Annotated in this window: 11 protein-coding genes; 4 read left to right on the forward strand and 7 right to left on the reverse strand. The window is 46.9% G+C overall.

Annotation, left to right across the window (positions count from 1 at the left end; genetic code table 11):
- Position 1 precedes the first annotated feature (1 nt).
- From AC5ZC7_RS21725 to AC5ZC7_RS21750, 6 genes are all read right to left on the reverse strand, one after another.
- A complete protein-coding gene (locus AC5ZC7_RS21725; protein WP_496158947.1) occupies positions 2-1,387 on the reverse strand; it encodes a DUF5009 domain-containing protein in 1,386 nt (461 codons plus the stop codon).
- A 4-nt stretch (positions 1,388-1,391) separates the two neighbouring features.
- On the reverse strand, positions 1,392-2,792 hold the full coding sequence (locus AC5ZC7_RS21730; RefSeq protein WP_496158946.1) for a family 10 glycosylhydrolase: 1,401 nt from the start codon (positions 2,790-2,792) through the stop codon (positions 1,392-1,394).
- 42 nt (positions 2,793-2,834) lie between these two features.
- On the reverse strand, positions 2,835-4,502 hold the full coding sequence (locus AC5ZC7_RS21735) for a DUF5018 domain-containing protein (protein ID WP_496158945.1): 1,668 nt from the start codon (positions 4,500-4,502) through the stop codon (positions 2,835-2,837).
- Between the two features lie 30 nt (positions 4,503-4,532).
- Complete coding sequence (locus AC5ZC7_RS21740; RefSeq protein ID WP_496158944.1) at positions 4,533-6,224, reverse strand: RagB/SusD family nutrient uptake outer membrane protein; 1,692 nt, start codon at positions 6,222-6,224, stop codon at positions 4,533-4,535.
- 19 nt (positions 6,225-6,243) lie between these two features.
- Positions 6,244-9,423: a SusC/RagA family TonB-linked outer membrane protein gene (locus AC5ZC7_RS21745; protein WP_496158943.1), complete on the reverse strand. Its 3,180-nt coding sequence runs from the start codon at positions 9,421-9,423 to the stop codon at positions 6,244-6,246.
- Between the two features lie 106 nt (positions 9,424-9,529).
- Positions 9,530-10,729, reverse strand: a complete 1,200-nt coding sequence (locus AC5ZC7_RS21750) for a n-acyl-d-glucosamine 2-epimerase (protein ID WP_496158942.1) — start codon at positions 10,727-10,729, stop codon at positions 9,530-9,532.
- A 159-nt stretch (positions 10,730-10,888) separates the two neighbouring features.
- On the opposite strand from AC5ZC7_RS21750, the gene AC5ZC7_RS21755 reads away from it, so the two are divergent.
- Both AC5ZC7_RS21755 and AC5ZC7_RS21760 read left to right on the forward strand, forming a co-directional pair.
- Positions 10,889-12,124, forward strand: coding sequence for an ROK family protein (locus AC5ZC7_RS21755; protein ID WP_496158941.1), 1,236 nt, complete (start codon positions 10,889-10,891; stop codon positions 12,122-12,124).
- 88 nt (positions 12,125-12,212) lie between these two features.
- Entirely contained in the window at positions 12,213-13,415 is a 1,203-nt protein-coding gene (locus AC5ZC7_RS21760; RefSeq protein ID WP_496158940.1) for a copper amine oxidase, read from the forward strand.
- Positions 13,416-13,476: 61 nt separating this feature from the next.
- On the opposite strand, the gene AC5ZC7_RS21765 is transcribed toward AC5ZC7_RS21760, so the two are convergent.
- The gene (locus AC5ZC7_RS21765; RefSeq protein ID WP_496158939.1) at positions 13,477-15,003 is read right to left on the reverse strand and encodes a sulfatase-like hydrolase/transferase; all 1,527 of its coding nucleotides are present in this window, start codon (positions 15,001-15,003) and stop codon (positions 13,477-13,479) included.
- A gap of 48 nt (positions 15,004-15,051) precedes the next feature.
- On the opposite strand from AC5ZC7_RS21765, the gene AC5ZC7_RS21770 reads away from it, so the two are divergent.
- Positions 15,052-15,441, forward strand: coding sequence for a VOC family protein (locus AC5ZC7_RS21770; RefSeq protein WP_496158938.1), 390 nt, complete (start codon positions 15,052-15,054; stop codon positions 15,439-15,441).
- 579 nt (positions 15,442-16,020) lie between these two features.
- On the forward strand, positions 16,021-19,173 hold the full coding sequence (locus AC5ZC7_RS21775; RefSeq protein WP_496158937.1) for a SusC/RagA family TonB-linked outer membrane protein: 3,153 nt from the start codon (positions 16,021-16,023) through the stop codon (positions 19,171-19,173).
- Positions 19,174-19,196 lie beyond the last annotated feature (23 nt).

Consider the following 19,196-nt stretch of genomic DNA (forward strand, 5'->3'; position numbering starts at 1 on the left):
TTTATGTTTTCCAAAACCATTGCCGGCGGGTAAACCACACCGCAACGGCTGATACAATACCGGTAAAAAATACACCCCGTGCCATCCCCCACCCCGGCGATTGCCCCATTCTTTCAAAAAGTATGATGGCGCCGGTGAGGTGTAACAACGGCAGCAGTAACAGGTTGCCTGCTACATAGGCTACCATGGGGTTGCGGCCGGCCATGGCCAGGTAATGGACAACCACATTTCCTGCTTTACTATATTGGCATGCGTAAAAAATTATTAATGCCAGGAACGCAAGGCCGGCAGTAACAAAGTAATAGCTAAACGTGGCCGGATCTTTTTTGATGCCTCCTTCAAATGACTCAAAACATAAGCCCAGTACAACAAGATAAGCACCTGCTTTCAAAAATAGATGCAATAGTGGGAATTCATTTGCATCTGTTTTCCGGATAGCCGCGTAACATCCACTCAAACCCGCTATGGTCAATAGAAAATTGAGCGTAGTATGCCGGCCAAACAGCAAACAGATATTTCCGATCAGCACCACTGCTGCACATCCCGCGGCCCATCGGAGATAGCGGAGCGATTGCTTTTCCGGTATGGTTTGTACCGCACCATATTGCAACATCCAGTCTCCCGCCAGTGTGCCCGGCAACAAGATAAACAGGTATTTCAAAAAATGACTACTATACATCCACGGCACCGGCGACCATGACAACAAAGTGTGGCACCAGTTGCCGTCCTGTGTTCCGCTGAGAAAAATCCCCATGAGCACCGGCAACAGCGCTATACGGAGCAATGGCCGGTTGCGCGTAACGTACCAGCACAGTGTTCCGGCAAGTGATACATTTGCCAGGATCAGGATAATGATATCACTGTTGTATAATGAAAACCCCTGCCCACTTTCAAACGGCAACCAATAAAGCAATGACGCTGTAATGATAATGGCAGCGGCTTTCAACGCCCGCCATGCTATCGATTTCCCGTGGTAAAACAACACAAATAACAGCGCAAATGATAACAACGACCATCCGTATTCCATGGCGCCCGGTTGCTTACTTAACCCCGATGCGGTCATCTGCCGGCTAAACAAGGCAAAGAACACCAGTAACAGGAATCGTCTCAACGCTGTTTCCAAAATGGCTCCCACATGGGTCCCTGCCTGTATTTTTTTCTGTAGGGAGAAGGGAATCGCGGCGCCCATGCTGAATAAAAAGAAAGGGAACACGCAGTCTACCCAGCTAATACCCGGCAGTGCAGGATTAAAAGCATGCGTAGGAGGCGGTTCCTGCGCATGGTACATCCATGCCGGTAATATGCCAAAGGCAATACTACCGGCCAAGACCATGGCAAAAATAGCCAGCCCTCTTAATGCATCCAGGCTTTGATTACGCTGCTTCATATGCTTACGGCTGTAATCCTGCTTTTACTTCGTCCCATAATGGCTGCTGTAATTTGTTATACTGTGGTGCATACAGGTGTACCAGGTCGAAGATCATTACGCCGGAAGTTTGTGAGAGAATTAATTTAATCGCCCTGCGGATATCCGACTTTTGATTCCAGCTGGTATTGCCGGCATCAATACTACCTACCAGCGGCACTTTACCCTGGGTCACATAACGACCGCCTCGCAGCGATCCTTCCAAACTCCACCAGTTATAGGTTAAGTTAGCCGTAGCCGGGTTATCGGCAAGGTATAGCTGTGAAAAATAATTCCCCGTCATGAGTAATCCCAGTTCCTCTGCATACCCATATTCTTTGGTTTGCGGGTAGGCCCAGTCCATGCGGATCTTAGGATCATTGAACGGATCATATTGCTGACTACCCCAGTTCACCCCTACCGGGTAATAATCGCCATACCAGCCGCCTACATAAGCGCCAAATAAGGCGTCTGCACGGGCTGCCTTCACAGCGGCATGTGCTTTTTTCACGAAGTGGTAGATCACACTCATGCGATATGCCAGCCAGCGTTTGTAGTACTTACCGGTGGCCGCAGGGGTGGTTTGCCCACTTTCTGTTTTCCAGGAACTTACAATGTCTGCCGGGAAGTTGAGGAAGTTGGCATTCTGGTCATGAAACACCTCTTTCAGGTACTGCACAAACTGTGTTTTGCTGTAGTCAGAAAAATCAGCGTCAATGTTGGCATACCGGCCGTAGTCGAGGATAACGCCATCTACCGCGTATTTGGTAACAATCTCTTTCAGGATATTGATGATACGATCCTGTACTTCCGGGTAAGCGGGATTTACAAATCCCGGGCGACCCGTTTCCGTGATAGGAATACGTTTACCATTTACGTCACATACGATCGATTGGTACTTATTCTTAAAGACAGGATCTTCAAATACAGCACCTGTTTTATCATCGTTGTCACCTTCTACGAAGGTCATCACAGACGCGTATATTTTGAATTTTCTCTCTTTGGCTTTTTTCACCATGAAGTCGAGGTAATCTACCTCTGCGGGCAACGACTTACCGTTATGGCTACCTACTTTTTTGGTATACGCACTTGGAAAAACAGTATGACCAGAAGATTCCTTTACATCTACCACCAGCGAGGTAATACCTATTTGCTGCAGGGTATCCAATGTTTTGCGGATAGCCGCTGTATCATTGAAACGGCCATAGGTACCGAATACATTTGCATTCAGGTCTATCCATACAATCGCCTCTTTTTTTCCGGTAGGGATAGGAATGGTGTCTGTTCCGTTGCCCGGATCTACCGGAGGTGTATCGTTATTTTTTTTGCAACCTGTTGCTGCCAGTATTAAGAGGCAGCAGGCATACAGGAATGTTGATTTTATCATAACGCATTATTTTAATGCCACGCGCAAGCGCGTGGCTGATCATTAATAAGTAGTGAGTTCGTAACCAACAATGCCCACGTTGGTGAGCACCATATAGATATAGGCACTGGATCGGTCGGCGGAGAAAGACACGCACAAATCGCCGGTACCATTACCGTTATCTGCCGGTCCGTTGATCACTTCGGAATTAAATACGTTGAACGTACCATAATTCGGATTAGCCGGCGACATACTGATAGCCGCAGGATCGGTTACATCGAACAACGCGATGTTACCACCGTTCAGGCTCCAGGAAGTATACTTCAGGATAGCGAGGTAACTGGCGTTATTAAAGTGGAAATACAGGGAAGGGGCATGGAAGATGTTACCCGCGGCATCGCCATTGAACGCCGATGTACGTATGTTGCTGCCACCATTCACCATGGCTATTTCACTACCATAGTTGAGGAAGTAAGTACTGCTGAAAGATACATCGGTAGGTACCGCATCCGCCAGGTAGCCGAAGCTGCCGGAACCGGAGGCATAGGTAGCGATTACCGGCGCTGCATTAACATCCGGCGCATTCGCTGCATTCACAATTTTTCCATCGTGGATACGCCACTTGTAGATGTCATTTGTAAGGGAGGCTGTAGCATAGATCACCGCGTCTTTATTCACATCTCCATAAATCCTTACCCTACGGCCTACACCACCCCAGGCGGTATTATTGGTCCACTCCAGGATTTTTTCCGGCGCGGCATCGGTAGCGCTCTTCCAACGGTATAAACGGAACTTATCCCCACTGCCTGCGAAAGTAGCCCCCAGCAAAGCGCCGGTGCTATCGTTCTGCATCTGGAAGGAATAGTAATCGTTGGCAGGTAATGGCATATCACGTACATAGTTGCCCGTAGTACGATTGAACAGGCGCAATTTAGACGGATTGGTATTGCTCACAATCACGAGGTAATCACCGCTTACGGCCATACTGGTTTCGGTATAGTTAGTGCTGATACCACCGCCGCCGGAAGCTGCACCCAGCTTAATAAACAACTTACGTGTAATACCAATACCATACGGCTTTTTCACCGGCGGCATTACTTTCATAGTATACTGCTTTACGATACCGTCTATACTCTTTACGGTGAAAGGCAGATCGGCAGAGAGGTTCAGCGTAGCATCCGGCGATACGGAAGTAGTGGAATGACTGTTTACCGATACGCTTACTTTCACTTTACTCACATCTACTCCCGGCAGGATGTAAAAAATAACGTCGTTACCTTTTATCACGGCTTCCATTTCTGTTTCCTCTCCATCCATCAAATAGTGTATGGTAGCGCCCTTGATGTCCGTGTTTCCGACCTTTTTTGCCACCACTACTACATTTCTTTTCTCACCGGTACCACCTTTTATTTCCAGCTTCACCGGTTTAGATAAATCCATCGGCACGCCCAATGCCGGCGTTACCACGGCATCCAGGGGAATATTGGCGCGGAGTACCAGTTGTTTCATATCGGTTTCATTGTCCGATTCCTCCGGGTAGAAATAAGGCACATTGATATACGCGGTATCACGTGCGGTACTGTAAACGGGATCAAATTTGGCATCTTTAACGCCGGGAAGCCCTACCCAGATATCCTGCAGACTGTTGTCTGATTTGGGGAAGATAGGTTCCGGCTGGCGGCAGGCGGTAACCGCTATGCCTAGTCCCAGTATGATGAATATATTTCGCATGTTCATGTCATTTATTGTTACGCATAGTAATTACCAACCCTGAATTTGTTTCATCGCAGGATTCTTGATAATTTCATCCTGTGTGATAGGCATATAGTAGAAGGAGCTGGGGAAATAGCGGTTTTCCTTGTCGCAGTCTACTTCTGTGTAATTGAAGCCACTACCATTTCCGGTCACCTTGTGACCGTGGAAACGCACATTGTTCAGCACAATATGTGCTTTACGCCAACGGCGCAAATCCCAGTAACGATGTCCTTCAAAGGCCAGTTCTACTTTGCGTTCGTGTTCAATAGCCGCCATCATGGCTTCCGGCGTAGCCGCCGTTACGCCTGGCAGCTTTACCCTGTTACGTACTTTATCCAATGATATTTTAGCCTCAGGAATACGATTCAGTTTGGTGAGTGCTTCTGCATGAATCAGCAATATTTCTGCAAAACGCATTTCTATCCATGGCTGGTTGCTACCCAGTACCAGGATGTCCCTGTTGCTTTCATCCAGCATTTTGCGGATATAGTAGCCCGTTACTGTTTTACGTGGATCGGTATTTACTTTAAAATCGATGTAGCCTTCAATTTTATCATCCGGTGTGGTATTCAATACGCGACCTTTCCAGCTGGCGCCATTGTATAAAATGCTGGCGTAGAAGCGCGGTTCACGGCCGGTATACGGATCGGCTGCCATGGCTGCTTCCGACCAGGAGAATTTCCGGCCATCTGCCATTTCATATTCGTTTACCAGTTCCGCCGTAGGTACGCCGGTAGCCCCACCACCGTCTACATCTGCCGGCGGACAAAAGAAGTAGTCCAGCTGATGGGTCACGCCCGGGCGTTGATAATAGAGGGCAAAGATGGTTTCCTTGCTGTTGTTATTGGTAAACAGTTTACTGTAATCGCTTTCCAGTTCATACACACCGGAGTTGATTACTGCCGCCGCAGCATCTGCCGCATGCTGGTAGTATTCCGTTTTCTTTGCAGCGGGTACGCCGGTGAGAGGATCCTTGTTGAATTGTTTGTTGTCGTACTCTGCTACCGAAGCAGCGTATAACCATGCCCGTGCCAGCAGTCCGTTAGCGGCGCCTTGCGTAGCGCGGCCTTTCTGTGCAGCCGGCCATTCTTTCGGCAGGTGAGCTGCTGCAAAAGTGAGGTCCTGCGTAATAAAGTTCCATACTTCTTCTTCACTGCTGCGGGCTATGCTCTGGCCGGCAGGAAGCTTATCGAGAATAATGGCGCTTCCATTGATACGGGCCAGCCAGAAATAGGAATAGGCCCGGATATAGCGTGCTTCTGCTTCGTACTGTATTTTTTGTTCCGCATTGATTTTAGCATAGAGCTGCATACCATTGAGGAATTCGTTGATGCGGCGGATATTCCCGTAAGCTCCATCCCAGAAGGAAATACCCGGTGCGGTGGCATTCACCTGCGCCGGGTTGTACATCAATTTGTTCACTGATCCATTGCCGGTAGTATTGGAGGTATATTTCTCCAGGTCGGTCAGTGCATCGGTGGCATTGCTGTAACCGATGGGAAACTGGCCGAAAGAAAATGTTTTAAACTGGTCGTACATGCCGTACATGTACAGGTCCACGCTGCTGGCATTTTTCCAGATGGCCGCATCGGTATAGCGATCGCCGGGCATACCATCCAGCTTACATCCCTGCATGCCGGCAGAGAGTACGAACAGGAGCAGCAGGGCCTTTTTTATATTTGAGCGAAATGTGGTCATAAGTAATTTCTTTTCCGGTTTAGAAAGTAAGGTTAGCGCCAAAAGACATCATCTGTTGTTGCGGATAGAAGCCATTGTTGGCATTCGGCATTTCCGGATCCATGTACTTCAGGTGATCCAGCGTGATGAGGTTAAACCCTGCCAGGTAGAAGCGGCATTTTTCAATGTTCAGTCGCTTCAAAACAGGCGCAGGTACGGTTACCCCAATCTGTGCTGATTTCAAACGTACATAGGCGCCATTCTTTACCCATTGTGAATTAGCCCAGCCATTGTGATTCGGAAATCCTGCGCGGTCAGCGGTTAAGCGGGGGAAGGCGGCATTTGGATTGTCCGGGGTCCAGGCTTGTTCCACGAGATAGTACGGACTGTTACCAGCGCCATAAAACGGACGGGTAAACGGTGTGTTATCATTCACGCCCCAGGTACCGGATGAACCTTCATATTCACCACCGAGTGACACATCTACCAAAGCTGCTCCCTGTATTAAGGCAGAGAAATCAAAAATGCCATAACGCAGTTCCAGGTTTAAACCATACATGATTTGCGGAATGTTACTACGGCCCATGTAAGTAATATCATCGGTAGTAATTTTACCGTCACCGTTGATGTCTTTATATTTAATAAAGCCGGGAGCCGCGCCACCACTGGGTGAAGAAGGCCAGCTGTTGACTTCATCCCAGTTCTGGAATAAACCTTCAGAAATAAATCCTTTCTTTTCGCCGATACTTCTTCCCGGTGTTCTCTGCCAGGCGGGCCATCCATCCGGATCATTTTTTACCAGGATTTTATTGCGCGACCAGTTGAAGTTACCGGTCACTCCATAATCCAGTTTGTTGTTTACTTTATGGCGATGGGTAACCTGCAGGTCTATCCCGCGTACATCGGCCATACCACGATTGATCACCTGTGTATAGTAGCCTCCCATGGAAGGTGGGAATAAGTTACCTTGTACATCGAGTATGTCTTTGGTAATTTTGTAGAAATAATCAGCGGTGACAGATAGTGCACCATTGAACAGGCTTACATCTGCACCCACGTTGGTGGTGTAAGCTTTTTCCCACCTGAGATTGGCGTTAGGAATACTACCGGAATAAATACCGGATACAGATTTATCACCGATTACTACTACCGGGTTTGCTGACAATGAAAAAGTTTGCAGGTACTGGTAATCGCCAATACCCCGGTCGTTACCGGTTTTACCATACGAAGCCCTTAATTTCAGGAAGTCTACTTTTTCTTTCAGGCCGGCAAAAAATTGTTCTTCACTCAGCACCCATGCCGCAGAAGCCGCCGGGAAAAAGCCCCAGCGGTTATTCACCGGGAAATATAAAGAGCCATCGTAGCGGGATACCAGTTCCAGCAGGTAGCGGTTTTTGTAAGCGTAGTTAATCCTGGTCACCAGGCCGGAGCGGGCATTGGTACCACTGTTACCCGTAGGTTGTACAATGTATTTGTTGTCCTGGTCGCGGAAATCAATTTCTTTCAGTTCTGTTAATGGCAGGTTGCTACCACCGGCAGAAAAGCCGTTTCTATCGTATTGAGAATATTCATATAAGGCCAGTGCTTTGATACTATGCTTGCCCACTTCGGTGCTATATTGAATGCTGGGCTGGAAAGTCTGACGCGCGTTGTTGCCCTGCGACTGACGTACCGTATTGATGTTGATACCCGGCGGCAGGGAAGGATTCCAGTAGAAGCCGGTGCTGCTTTGTTCTCTTACCATCATGGTATACGGCGTAGTCCAGCTTTTAAATTCCTGGAAAGATTTATCGTAGGCTGTCATCAGTTTGAGGTCCAGTCCTTTTACATAAGGTACGTGCATGGTGAAAGTCAACGCGCCCTGGAAGGTGCTGGTCACGTAACGTTGCCAGCCGGATTGTTCAATCACTGCCTGCGGGTTTACGATACCGGAGTTAGAGCGTGTAGCCGTAGGCGTGCCATCAACGGTTGCAGGAATATTGGGTAGTGCTCTTACTGCCTGGTAGAAGGGGTTCATGTATTCGCCATCATCTGCGGGGATACCGGTGCTGTTGCGTGTTTCCTGGCGTGCGCCGAGATCAAAAGCTACTGAAAAAGTTTTGCTGATGGTAGCGTCTACATTGGTTCTTACGTTGAAGCGTTTGTAGTCAGATCCCTTTACCACGCCTTCCTGGTTGAGGTAACTGGCGTTGGAGAAATAACGGATTTTATCGCTGCCGCCTCTTACGCTTACACTGTGGTGTTGCGCCATTGTTTTTCTACCGGTGAGCATGCCGGTCCAGTCGGTGTTGCCGAGGTAAGGATCTTTATTGGTGCCGTTGCGCAGGGCGGCAATCTGTGCATCGGAATAGGTGTATGGAATAGGATCTCCGCCGGTAGCGGTGAGATAGTCATTATCCATTTGTTCTCCTTTTTTGAACCAGTACATATAATCTGGTCCGTTGAGGAATTTAGGGAAACGGGTAAAGGCGGTGCGGGTAATTTCTCCGTCGTAGGATACAACTGGTTTGCCAGTGACGCCTCTTTTTGTGGTGACAAGGATAACGCCGTTAGCGCCTTGTACGCCATAGGTAGCGGCGGCAGCAGCATCTTTCAGGAGGGTGATGCTTTCTACTTCTGTAGGATCGAGGCTGCCGAAAGAGCGCTCCACGCCATCTACAATCACTACCGGCGCGTTGCTGTTGTAGGTACTTTGTCCGCGGATGAGCAGGGTGGCATCGTCAAATCCGGGGCGGCCGGAAGTCTGGCTGGCTACCAATCCTGGAAGGCGGCCTGCCAGAGCGTTGGTCAGGTTCATGGCCGGTGTTTTCTTCAGCTCTGCGGAAGATATCTGCGCCACGCTGCCGGTAAGGGAAGCTTTCTTTTGTGTACCATACCCTACTACCATTACTTCGTTCAGGTCTTTTGAATTTTCCTTCAGTATCGCGTTGAAGGATTGACCAGGCGTGGCATTGATGGTGATGGTGGTAAAGCCTGTCATCGATATCTGCAGGGTTTGCGGACCGTTGGCAGGGAGACTAAAAGTTCCGTCTGCATTTGTCACCATCCCTTTCTGTGTACCTTTTACCAGGATGGTAGCGCCCGGAAGGGCGTTTCCTTTTTCGTCCCTGACGGTACCTTTGAGCACTTGTTGTTGTGCCTGCGCTATCCCTTGCTGTATGATCAGTAGTATCATCAGCAGGCAGGTGCGCCACATTAGATTTGGTTTACGCTTATTCATAACTTGGATTTTTTCAGCTGTTAGCTTTTAGCTGTTAGCAGTTAGTGATTGCCTTTTGCGATTACTTTTACAGGGATATTTTTAAATCATAGTTAGTAACACGTTACTACGAGAAAGTAGTAGCTACCTGGTATAGTGCTCTGGGTACGTGGAAACAACCTTTCCATTTTCCACCTTTGAGTGGCAGTAGTATTTCTCCCTGCCGGTTAAGATATCCGAACCATTCTCCATGTTCTGCATCGCGGAAATGTTGCCAGGTATAGTCGTGTACTTTTTTGAACCAGGCGGCGCAGCGTGGATCGCCGGTATAGGCATAGCCTTTGGCCAGGGCTACCAATGCTTCTACGTGTACCCACCATAGTTTCTGGTCCCATTCCAGTTGTTGTGGTGGATGACCCAGGATGTCTTTAAAATAGAGGATGCCGCCGAATTCCTTATCCCATCCGAATTCCAGGGTATCTAGCATGATATCGCAGGCCTGGCGGAGGAGAACCGGATTATTCATTCTTTTGGCGAGGTCCATGATAAACCACATGGCTTCGATGCCATGGCCGGGATTGACGAGGCGTCCTTCGAAGCTGTTGGAGAAGGTGCCGTTGGCGTATACATTTTCAACGATCAGTTTTTTATCTGGTTGATAGAATACGTCCATCACTTCATGTACCACGGTGGGAATGAATGCGGCCACGCGGGAGGCGCCGAGCAGGTGTTCCATTTCGAGCGACAGGTTACAGAGTATCATGGGTAAGCTGAAGCCTTTGAGGGGGCGGGTGCCGGGAAAGGTTTTATTGTAGTTGCCTTTCCAGTTGTCCTGGCGGAGCAGGATACTTTCAAAAGTATCGAGGGCGATTTCTTTGAAGCGGTCGCTGGGAGCGGCTTTGTCGAGTGCGGCAAATCCCATGGCGGCGAAGCAGTCGCTGAAAATATTGTAGGCTTGCACCAGTGGTTGGCCTTGTTCGTTGAGGGAGAAGTACCAGTGGCCTTTTTCGTTGCGGCCATATTTCTCCATGAAGGCGGCGCCGTGCAGGGCCATGTCGAGCCATTCCTGGCGGGGTGCGATGTGGTTGAACATATGGCTGAACGTCCATACCTCGCGGCCCTGCAGCCACATAAATTTATCCGTATCAAATACGCTGCCGTCTCTGTTCAGGCAGGTATAAAATCCTCCATTGGTTTCGTCTTTACTGAAGTTGACCCAGAATGGCAAAATATTATCGAGTAATTCGGTTCTATATAAACCAGCATAATAGGTAGTATTCAATTCGTGGGTGGTCTCTTCCGGTCGATCGGCTACTTTTGGTTGCATTCTTTTTAAATTATTTTATTTTCGAAGGCTAATTTATTATTATTTTAATTATAAAGCAATGGTTCGTAAAATATTTTATTATTAAAGGTGATTTCATGACAACTTGAATAACTTTATTAATTAAATACTACTTTTAAGAAAAAATATCATATTTACTGCATGACAACCCAGGAAAGCATATTTGAGATCTTTTCAGAAGAGAACCTGGCCGGTGTGGCCTATAAGAATAAATCCCTCAAGCGCTCCATCATTGATCACCTTGATCAGTCGGGCAACAGCACCATTACAGATTTAACCATCGCCCTGAATATCAGCGTCCCCAAAACCACCAGTCTTATTAATGAACTGATGACCGACGGCATTGTAAAGGACTATGGTAAAGACGACTCCAAAGGAGGGCGCAGGGCCAGTATGTACGGCCTGGTAGCCGAATGTGGCTTCTTTGTGGGGGTAGACATTAAGAACTTCTACGTGAACATCGGCCTGCTGGATTTTAAGAAGGAGCTGGTGACCTCGGAGATGCACGTCCCTTTTACGTTGGCAAATACACCCGAGTCTTTTAAAGAACTGATCAGCATTATTCTTCACTTTATAGATAATGTATCTGTTGATAAGAAGAAAATTTTTGCTGCCTGCCTGAATCTTTCCGGGCGCATCAACAGCGAGAAAGGGTATAGCTACAGCTATTTCCATTTTAATGAAGAGCCGCTGAGCCAGATCGTGGAAAATGCGATTGGCATCAAAACCTTTGTGGAAAACGATTCCAGGGCTATGGCCTATGGCGAGTTTTACAACGGCACCGTACATGACGAAAAGAATGTATTATACCTGAACCTGGACTACGGTATTGGTTTGGGGATTATGATAGACGGCAAGATTTACCGGGGCAAATCCGGCTTCAGTGGCGAGTTTGGGCATATCCCGATTTTCTCCAACGAAATCATTTGCCATTGCGGCAAGAAGGGCTGTCTCGAAACAGAAGCCTCCGGGCAGGCGCTGGTACGTATGTTCCGGGAAAGAATTGAACAGGGGCACACCTCTGCCCTGCTGCATGGCAAGCAGCTGCCGGAGAACCTGCGCGTATCTGATATTATACAGGCTACCCTACAGGAAGACACGCTGTGCATAGAGCTGATTGCGGAACTGGGAGAAAAAATAGGCCGGGGTATTTCTGTGCTCATCAATCTCTTTAACCCGGAACTCGTGATTATAGGCGGTATCCTGGCTGATACGGGCGACTATATCCGGCTGCCTATACGCAGTGCGCTGAACAAGTATTCACTGAGCCTGGTAAATAATGATACCCAGTTACGGATGTCTAAACTGCATGAAAAGGCCGGTATTATTGGCGGTTGCCTGATTGCCCGGCATAACCTGCTTGCTTTTAATAACTAATTACACCAACGGTTGTTGTTTTTTAAATTATTTTATTAAGTTTGTTTCGATTAATAATAATATTAACTATTCATCGTAACAAATTTCCATGTTTACAACACGTATATCAGCCAACGGAAAAAAGATACTATTATTCGGCTATGCCATCGCAGCAGGTTGTATGGCGCATGCACAGGGCGTTTCCAGCGCATTAAACCAGGTGATCATCAACACGCCGCAAGGTCATACTTTACAGGTACCCGGCCTGCTCAGCGAACAATTGCCGTCCCTGAACTACCAGAAAATAGTATTACCCGGGCCACAATACCTCATTTCCGATGACCCTGAATATATTCGTGTACCCGAGGGCGTAGCTTTGCGGGAACCCGTGCAACCCGGCTCCGTAAGACTATACCTCTATAACGTAAACGGCGTACAGGAACCGCAGAAAATGGATCGTAAAATAGCGGCGGTGATAAAAAATACCGGGACCCAACCCATGCACATACGCATGCTGAAATATGCTTCCCAAAAACCTACTACCAACTACTTCTTTGCAGGTAAACAGGGACTGGCAGATTTCTTTGCGTCAAAACCGGAAACCATTGCCCGCGAAGTGAAGCCCGGCGCTGCCATTTGCCTGGACCCCATCCAGGATAAAGCGGTGGTGAAATACGATGAGCTGGTACATGGCTTCTATGAATTTGTGATTGACCAACCCGGCGAAATCAGCATTGTACAAACAGACTTAAAAACACCTGCTACGGTAGCAGCAGCCCGCGTAAAAACAGCCCTCGCCACCAAACAATACGCTGGCGCAGGACGCGGCACCTATGGTATCAGCAACTATCGCATCATTGCAAAAGATACCCTCGATACTAAAAACGGACTGGCACAAATTGTAGTGGCAGACGGAGAAAAAGATCCCTGGGTAATGGGTAAAGAAGCTACCACCGGTGAACTGAAAAGCCTGGATGGTAACTATGGTATCCTATATCACATAGACCTGGCCTGGAAGAGCTCTGATGGCAAAGGCCTGGCACTCATGACCTGGAATCCACGCGGCGACAACGGTCAATGGTGCGGCGGTATGGCCAACACCATGATCGTAAGTAGTGGTAAGTTTAAAGAAGGCATTATACAATTGCCGACTAATCAACTGGTGACAACCAAAGCACCGGAAGCAATCCTGGTGCAGATTTTCATACCACCGGCAGATGGCAGTGTACAACAAATTCACCTGACCTACTCCCCTCCCGGCGCTTCCTGCCTGCCAACACCATTGGTGCTGGTACCGGTAGACCTGAAATAATAATAACGGAAATCATATACAGCGGCGTTCCACGATGGAACGCCGTTTTTTTTGCCAGTCATTATAATTCGTCCGGGTAAGGCACCACTTTTTGTGTGCCCTTATAAAAAGGTAACTGCGCTTTCCGTTGCTTCAGTTGTTGTGTCAGCAGCTTTGCCAATGCTTTGGTTTTTTCCGGGTAGCGCGCCGATACATCATTGGCTTCATAAATATCTGTTTCCAGGTTGTATAGTTCCAGTCGTTGTTGTTTCTCCAAATAAATCAGTTTCCACTTTCCCTGGCGGATAGCCGTTAACCAGGAATTATCGGCCCCTAAATTTCCGCCGGTCCAGTCGTTGGGATAGTTCCAGATCAACGCGCGGCGGTTATCCCGCAGCGCCGGTTGCCTGAGGTAAGGAATGATACTGCGCCCATCAATGGTTTGTACGGTGGTATACTTTTTTATGCCCGCCCATTCCAGGATAGTAGGATAAAAATCTTCCATGATCATGTACTGTGTATTCACGGTACCTGGTTGGGTAACCCCTTCCCAGCGCACCATCATCGGCTCCCTGATACCGCCCTCATATAGTGCGCCCTTGCCGCCGCGCAGGGGATAGTTTTGTGTATTATCTCCACCTTGCCGGGGCGGATGTGAAAAGCCCCCGTTATCAGACATAAATACAATGATGGTATTTTGGGTAAGATGATGTTGATCGAGGTAATCCATCAGTTCACCGAGACTCTGGTCCATGCCTTCCACCAGCGCAGCATAGGCCGCTTCGGGCTTAGGCAGTCCCATATCCAGGTAGCGTTGTATAAAGCGATCGTCTGTATTATAAGGTAAGTGTACGGCATAGTGTGCCATATAGAGGAAGAAAGGTTGTTTTCTTTGCCGTGCCGTATCCATTGCCAGCATGGCTTCTTTGGTGAGGTCTTCTGTGAGGAAGGATTTTCCTTTCCTGTACTTATCGAGTCCGGGCATTTCCGCCTGCAAGATAAAGCGACCGGGTACCCGGCCGAAATCGTCTTCCGCGAGGTAGGAAGCCGGATGTCCGGCCGCGCTGCCGCCTATATTTTTAACAAAGCCCAGCTGCAGCGGATCGGCGCCAATGGTTTGGTAGGCGCCGAAATGTGCTTTTCCACATTGAATGGTATAATACCCGTGTGCTTTCAGCAGTTGTGGTAACGGTGTGGCATATACGCTTCTTTCCTGGCCGGGTATAGGTGAAATACCATTTACATTCCAGTTGGGTGCTTCAAGTAAACTATCCTGGCCATCCACAGCTTTATTTTTGAGAGAAGTCCAGTTGCTGACCCGGTGCCTGGCTACATTCATGCCGGTGAGGAAGCTCACACGGGAAGGAGTGCAAACAGACGCCGCATAGGCGTTGGTAAATTTAGTACCTGCTTTACACAGGCGTTCCATGTTGGGGGTATGGAATTTGCGGTTGGCTGGTGTGATGCTGTCCCAGAAAGGCACGGAGGTATCCTGCCAGCCCATGTCATCTACCAGGAAGAAGATGATATTGGGAGCAGTGGGTGTTTGACTGTGGAGCGTGATGTGTATGCCAAGGAGCAGGCAACCACAGAGATATAACTTTTTCATTGCCCGGATGTTCTTTAGTATATCTTCCAAAAGTATAAAATTTTGCACATGATAATTAAGCATTTGGACCACCTGGTATTAACAGTAAAAAATGTGGAGACAACCTGTGATTTTTATAAAAAAATACTAGGCATGACCATTGTAACATTTGGAAATGGCCGGAAAGCCTTACAGTTTGGGCATCAGAAAATAAATTTACATGAAGTTGGAAAAGAAATTGATCCCAAAGCCAATATTCCCACTGCAGGATCTGCAGATCTTTGTTTCATTGCGGCCACACCGATAACGGAAGTTATGCAGGAATTACTTGATAACAACATTGAAATACTGGAAGGCGGAATCGTAGAAAGGACGGGGGCTACAGGCCACATTCATTCTGTTTACTTTCGTGACCCCGACGGAAATTTACTGGAAGTAAGTAATAATGTGATGGTTTGAAATCTGAAACTATAATATTGTTTTTTCCAAAAAACAATATATTTTTATAGCGCTAATGAAAAAATAACATTGTGTTAACTGTGTTTCAACCGATCTGAAAACAGCGCCCTTGTAGCAACAAAATTTGTAGACTGTAGTTTTTGCTTTGAAATATATTTTTTGCTTTTGAAATTTTTTTTGCTTGAGAATCCATTTAATCCAAAGAATTCAGACAACATGTAAACCAGTAGCATTAAAGCTATAAACCTGCATCGGTGTGCGGTTTCATAGTTATCATTTCAACATAAAAAAAAATAACCGGTTTATTTTCCGGCAGGAAGATATGATGTATACGCTGTAGCCAATTTAGTATTTACGTTACAACAAATCACGTTAGCTGTTTAGCAAATTTATCTTCACTTGCGCTGCAATACCGTTTTCTTAACCACAGTTGGTCATTAAAAATGACGAACAGATAAACTCATGCCTAAACCAAAATGAAATATGACAGCGACCTACCTCATAGCTGATACAGGCGTAGCCCGCAGCACCGTGTAGTGTCCCCAATTTTTTTCACATAATAAACCCAATTTAAACCGTATGAAAAAAGGTTTACTACTATGGCTGTTGTTGGCCATCGGTATGGTGCATGCTTTTGCCCAAACCCGAACGATTAAAGGTAAAGTAACAGATGCACAGGATGGCTCACCATTGCCGGGGGTATCTGTCAGCGTAAAAGGCGCAAAAGTAGGCGCAGTAACCGGTCCTGATGGTGCTTTCACCATCCAGGCAGATAATGGTACTTCCTTGTTTTTCTCTTTTGTGGGCTACGAACAGAAAGAACAAAAAGTGGGTGCCGGTACTAACATGCAGGTGTCTCTATCTGCCAGCAATAAAATATTGAATGAAGTATTGGTTACCGGTTATGGTGAGCAGAAAAGAAAAGATGTTACGTCTTCTGTAACCGCAGTATCCGGTGCATTAATTAATGACCGTCCCAGCACCAGCTTTGACCAGTCATTAGCCGGCCGCGCAGCCGGTGTGAATATTACCACTAACTCCGGTGTACTGGGTGACGGTGTAAACATTCGTATCAGGGGAGTAAGCTCTATCAGTAACAGCACACAACCGCTGGTTATTATAGATGGTATTCCTATGAACGTAAGTTCCAACTTAAACAATTTCAACAGTGGTAATAGTACCCGTTACAATCCATTGGCGGATATTAACCCCAATGACATTGAAACAATGGATATCCTGAAGGATGCAGCAGCTACTGCATTGTACGGTTCCAGGGCTTCTGCAGGGGTGATTGTAATTACTACCAAAAGAGGTAAAGCAGGCGTTGTCAGCGTTAACTACAATGGTTATGTTGGTTGGAGCAAAGCGGCTAAATTACCGAAGTTGCTGAATGGTGATGACTTTACTGTCATTCAAAATGAAAAACAAAAAAATATCACCAAAGCAGGAGATATCCCTTTGGTTCCTGCCAAAGACATTGACGTAAACGGCGATGGTAAACCCGACAGAACAGACTGGTTAAAAGAAACATTCCAAACCGGCATTATTCAAAGTCACCAGTTATCTATTTCCGGTGGTACTGAGAAAGCAAGACTCTATGCTTCCGGCGAATACAGCGACCAGAAAGGCATTGTTCTTACGAACCGTTTACGCAGAGGTGGTATGCGCCTGAACATGGATGTAACCCCCCGGAAATGGTTGAAATCAGGTTTTAGCCTGTATACTTCCAAAAGTGTAAACAACGGTGTATTGTCTGACGGCTACCTGGCAGGATCTACCGGCTCTGCTTATTCTGCTATGCCGAATGTACCCGTGTATGATAAAAATGGTAACTACTACCTCAAAAGCAACGGTGACCTGGGAGATGGAAACGATAGTACCGCCGGTAAATTAAACCGCTTCTTCCACCCATTGTCTAACCTGTTCTACGGAAGAAATGATAATACCGTTACCCGCGTGTTATCTGCTGCTTATGTTGAAGTAGAACCGATTGCTGGTTTGAAATTAACTTCCCGCTTCAGTGTAGACTTTATTCAAAACCTGGAAGAACAATATAACAGCCCGTTACAAGCTGGTAACGGTCTTACCTACGGAGGGCTGGCACAGAACATCCTGACCAGGAAAAACCAATGGAACTGGTCTAACTACGCCTCCTATACGAAAAGCATTAACAATGTGCATTTCATTAATGCCATGGTGGGTATTGAGTCGCAGTTTGGACAAACCAAACAAATGGCTAACGGACAAGGTAATCTGGCAGATTCTTACTTCAAGGAAATCTACGACAATCTGTATGCCGGTACAGAAACCAGCCAAACCGGTGGTGACAATTTTGCTAATGCTTTTGATTCTTACTTTGGTAAAATTGGTTACAACTACGGCTCTAAGTATTACTTCGATGCAACACTGAGAGCTGATGCGTATTCTGACTTTGGTATTAATAACCGTCGTGGTTATTTCCCGGGAGCTTCCCTTGGATGGAGACTTTCTGAAGAAAACTTCTTCAAAGATAATATCTCCGTGATCAGCGATATGAAAATCCGCGCCAGCTATGGCCTGGTAGGTAACTCCAACATCAGACCTTATGCTTACAGAACCTTATATGGCGGTGGTGCTTATGCCGACCTGAATGGTTTCTCCCTTTACCAGATTGGTGACCCTAACCTGAAATGGGAAACTTCTAAAAAACTGGATATCGGTATCGACCTGACGCTGCTGAAAAACAGGATCACATTTACGGCAGATTATTTCAGCAACAATATTGACAACCTGATCCTCGATGCACCTATACTGGCTACAGTAGGTACTCCATGGGATCCCTCTACCGGCAATCCTGGCCCTATTTTAACTACCAACGTAGGTTCTATGTGGAATAAAGGATGGGAATTTACCATCAATACCCGCAATATTGATAAAAAAGACTTCACCTGGAGCTCCAGCTTCAATATTACCTTTATTAAAAACCGCGTAACTGCAACTGCAGACGGTAGCGACATTATCAAGACCAATAACAGGGCTGCAATAGACCAAACACTGGGTGTATTTTACCTGATTGACTGGGGTGGTGTAAATCCGGAAACAGGCAATCCCATGTTCTACAACAAGAAGCATGAGTTGGTGATGTACAATCCGGGCCCGGATGTCGCAAGTGCTGCAGACAGATGGACTACACCAGACGGTAAAACCAAAGTAGCACCTATTACCTCTGCTGATGCACATTACCAGGGAAAGTCCGGCTACCCTACTTTCTATGGTGGTCTTAATAACACCTTCACTTATAAAGGCATTGACCTGAGCATTTTCCTCCAATACAGTGGTGGAAACTACGTGTATAACGGTACCAGGGCCAACCTGATGAGCAACTATTTCGGTAACAACCTGGAGGACATCAAAAACAGGTGGACACCGGAAAACAAGAATACCGATGTACCAAAATTATATATGAAAGAAGGTGTGTCTACCCAGGCGTCTACTCGCTGGCTGGAAAAAGGCGATTTCCTGAGAGCGCGTGAAATCAGCGTTGGGTATACTTTCCCTGGCATTAAAAAACAATTAGGCGTAAGTACCCTGCGTGTATATGGCCTGGTACAAAATGCGTTCATCTTCACCAAGTATAAAGGTTCTGATCCTGAAGCAAATACCAACCGTGTGAGTAACATCAACTTCGGTATGGATAACAGGGCAGTACCTATGCCAAGAACATTCATGCTGGGATTAAATGTTGGTTTCTAATTGTTAGTGATTAAAAAAAAGAA

Source organism: Chitinophaga sp. 9-1-y (assembly GCF_059511905.2).

Excerpts from the sequence above, each read along its gene's own strand:
- AC5ZC7_RS21725 (WP_496158947.1), bottom strand. The coding sequence starts at position 1,387 with ATGAAGCAGCGTAATCAAAGCCTGGATGCATTAAGAGGGCTGGCTATT.
- AC5ZC7_RS21730 (WP_496158946.1), bottom strand. The coding sequence starts at position 2,792 with ATGATAAAATCAACATTCCTGTATGCCTGCTGCCTCTTAATACTGGCA.
- AC5ZC7_RS21735 (WP_496158945.1), bottom strand. The coding sequence starts at position 4,502 with ATGCGAAATATATTCATCATACTGGGACTAGGCATAGCGGTTACCGCC.
- AC5ZC7_RS21740 (WP_496158944.1), bottom strand. The coding sequence starts at position 6,224 with ATGACCACATTTCGCTCAAATATAAAAAAGGCCCTGCTGCTCCTGTTC.
- AC5ZC7_RS21745 (WP_496158943.1), bottom strand. The coding sequence starts at position 9,423 with ATGAATAAGCGTAAACCAAATCTAATGTGGCGCACCTGCCTGCTGATG.
- AC5ZC7_RS21750 (WP_496158942.1), bottom strand. The coding sequence starts at position 10,729 with ATGCAACCAAAAGTAGCCGATCGACCGGAAGAGACCACCCACGAATTG.
- AC5ZC7_RS21755 (WP_496158941.1), top strand. The coding sequence starts at position 10,889 with ATGACAACCCAGGAAAGCATATTTGAGATCTTTTCAGAAGAGAACCTG.
- AC5ZC7_RS21760 (WP_496158940.1), top strand. The coding sequence starts at position 12,213 with ATGTTTACAACACGTATATCAGCCAACGGAAAAAAGATACTATTATTC.
- AC5ZC7_RS21765 (WP_496158939.1), bottom strand. The coding sequence starts at position 15,003 with ATGAAAAAGTTATATCTCTGTGGTTGCCTGCTCCTTGGCATACACATC.
- AC5ZC7_RS21770 (WP_496158938.1), top strand. The coding sequence starts at position 15,052 with ATGATAATTAAGCATTTGGACCACCTGGTATTAACAGTAAAAAATGTG.
- AC5ZC7_RS21775 (WP_496158937.1), top strand. The coding sequence starts at position 16,021 with ATGAAAAAAGGTTTACTACTATGGCTGTTGTTGGCCATCGGTATGGTG.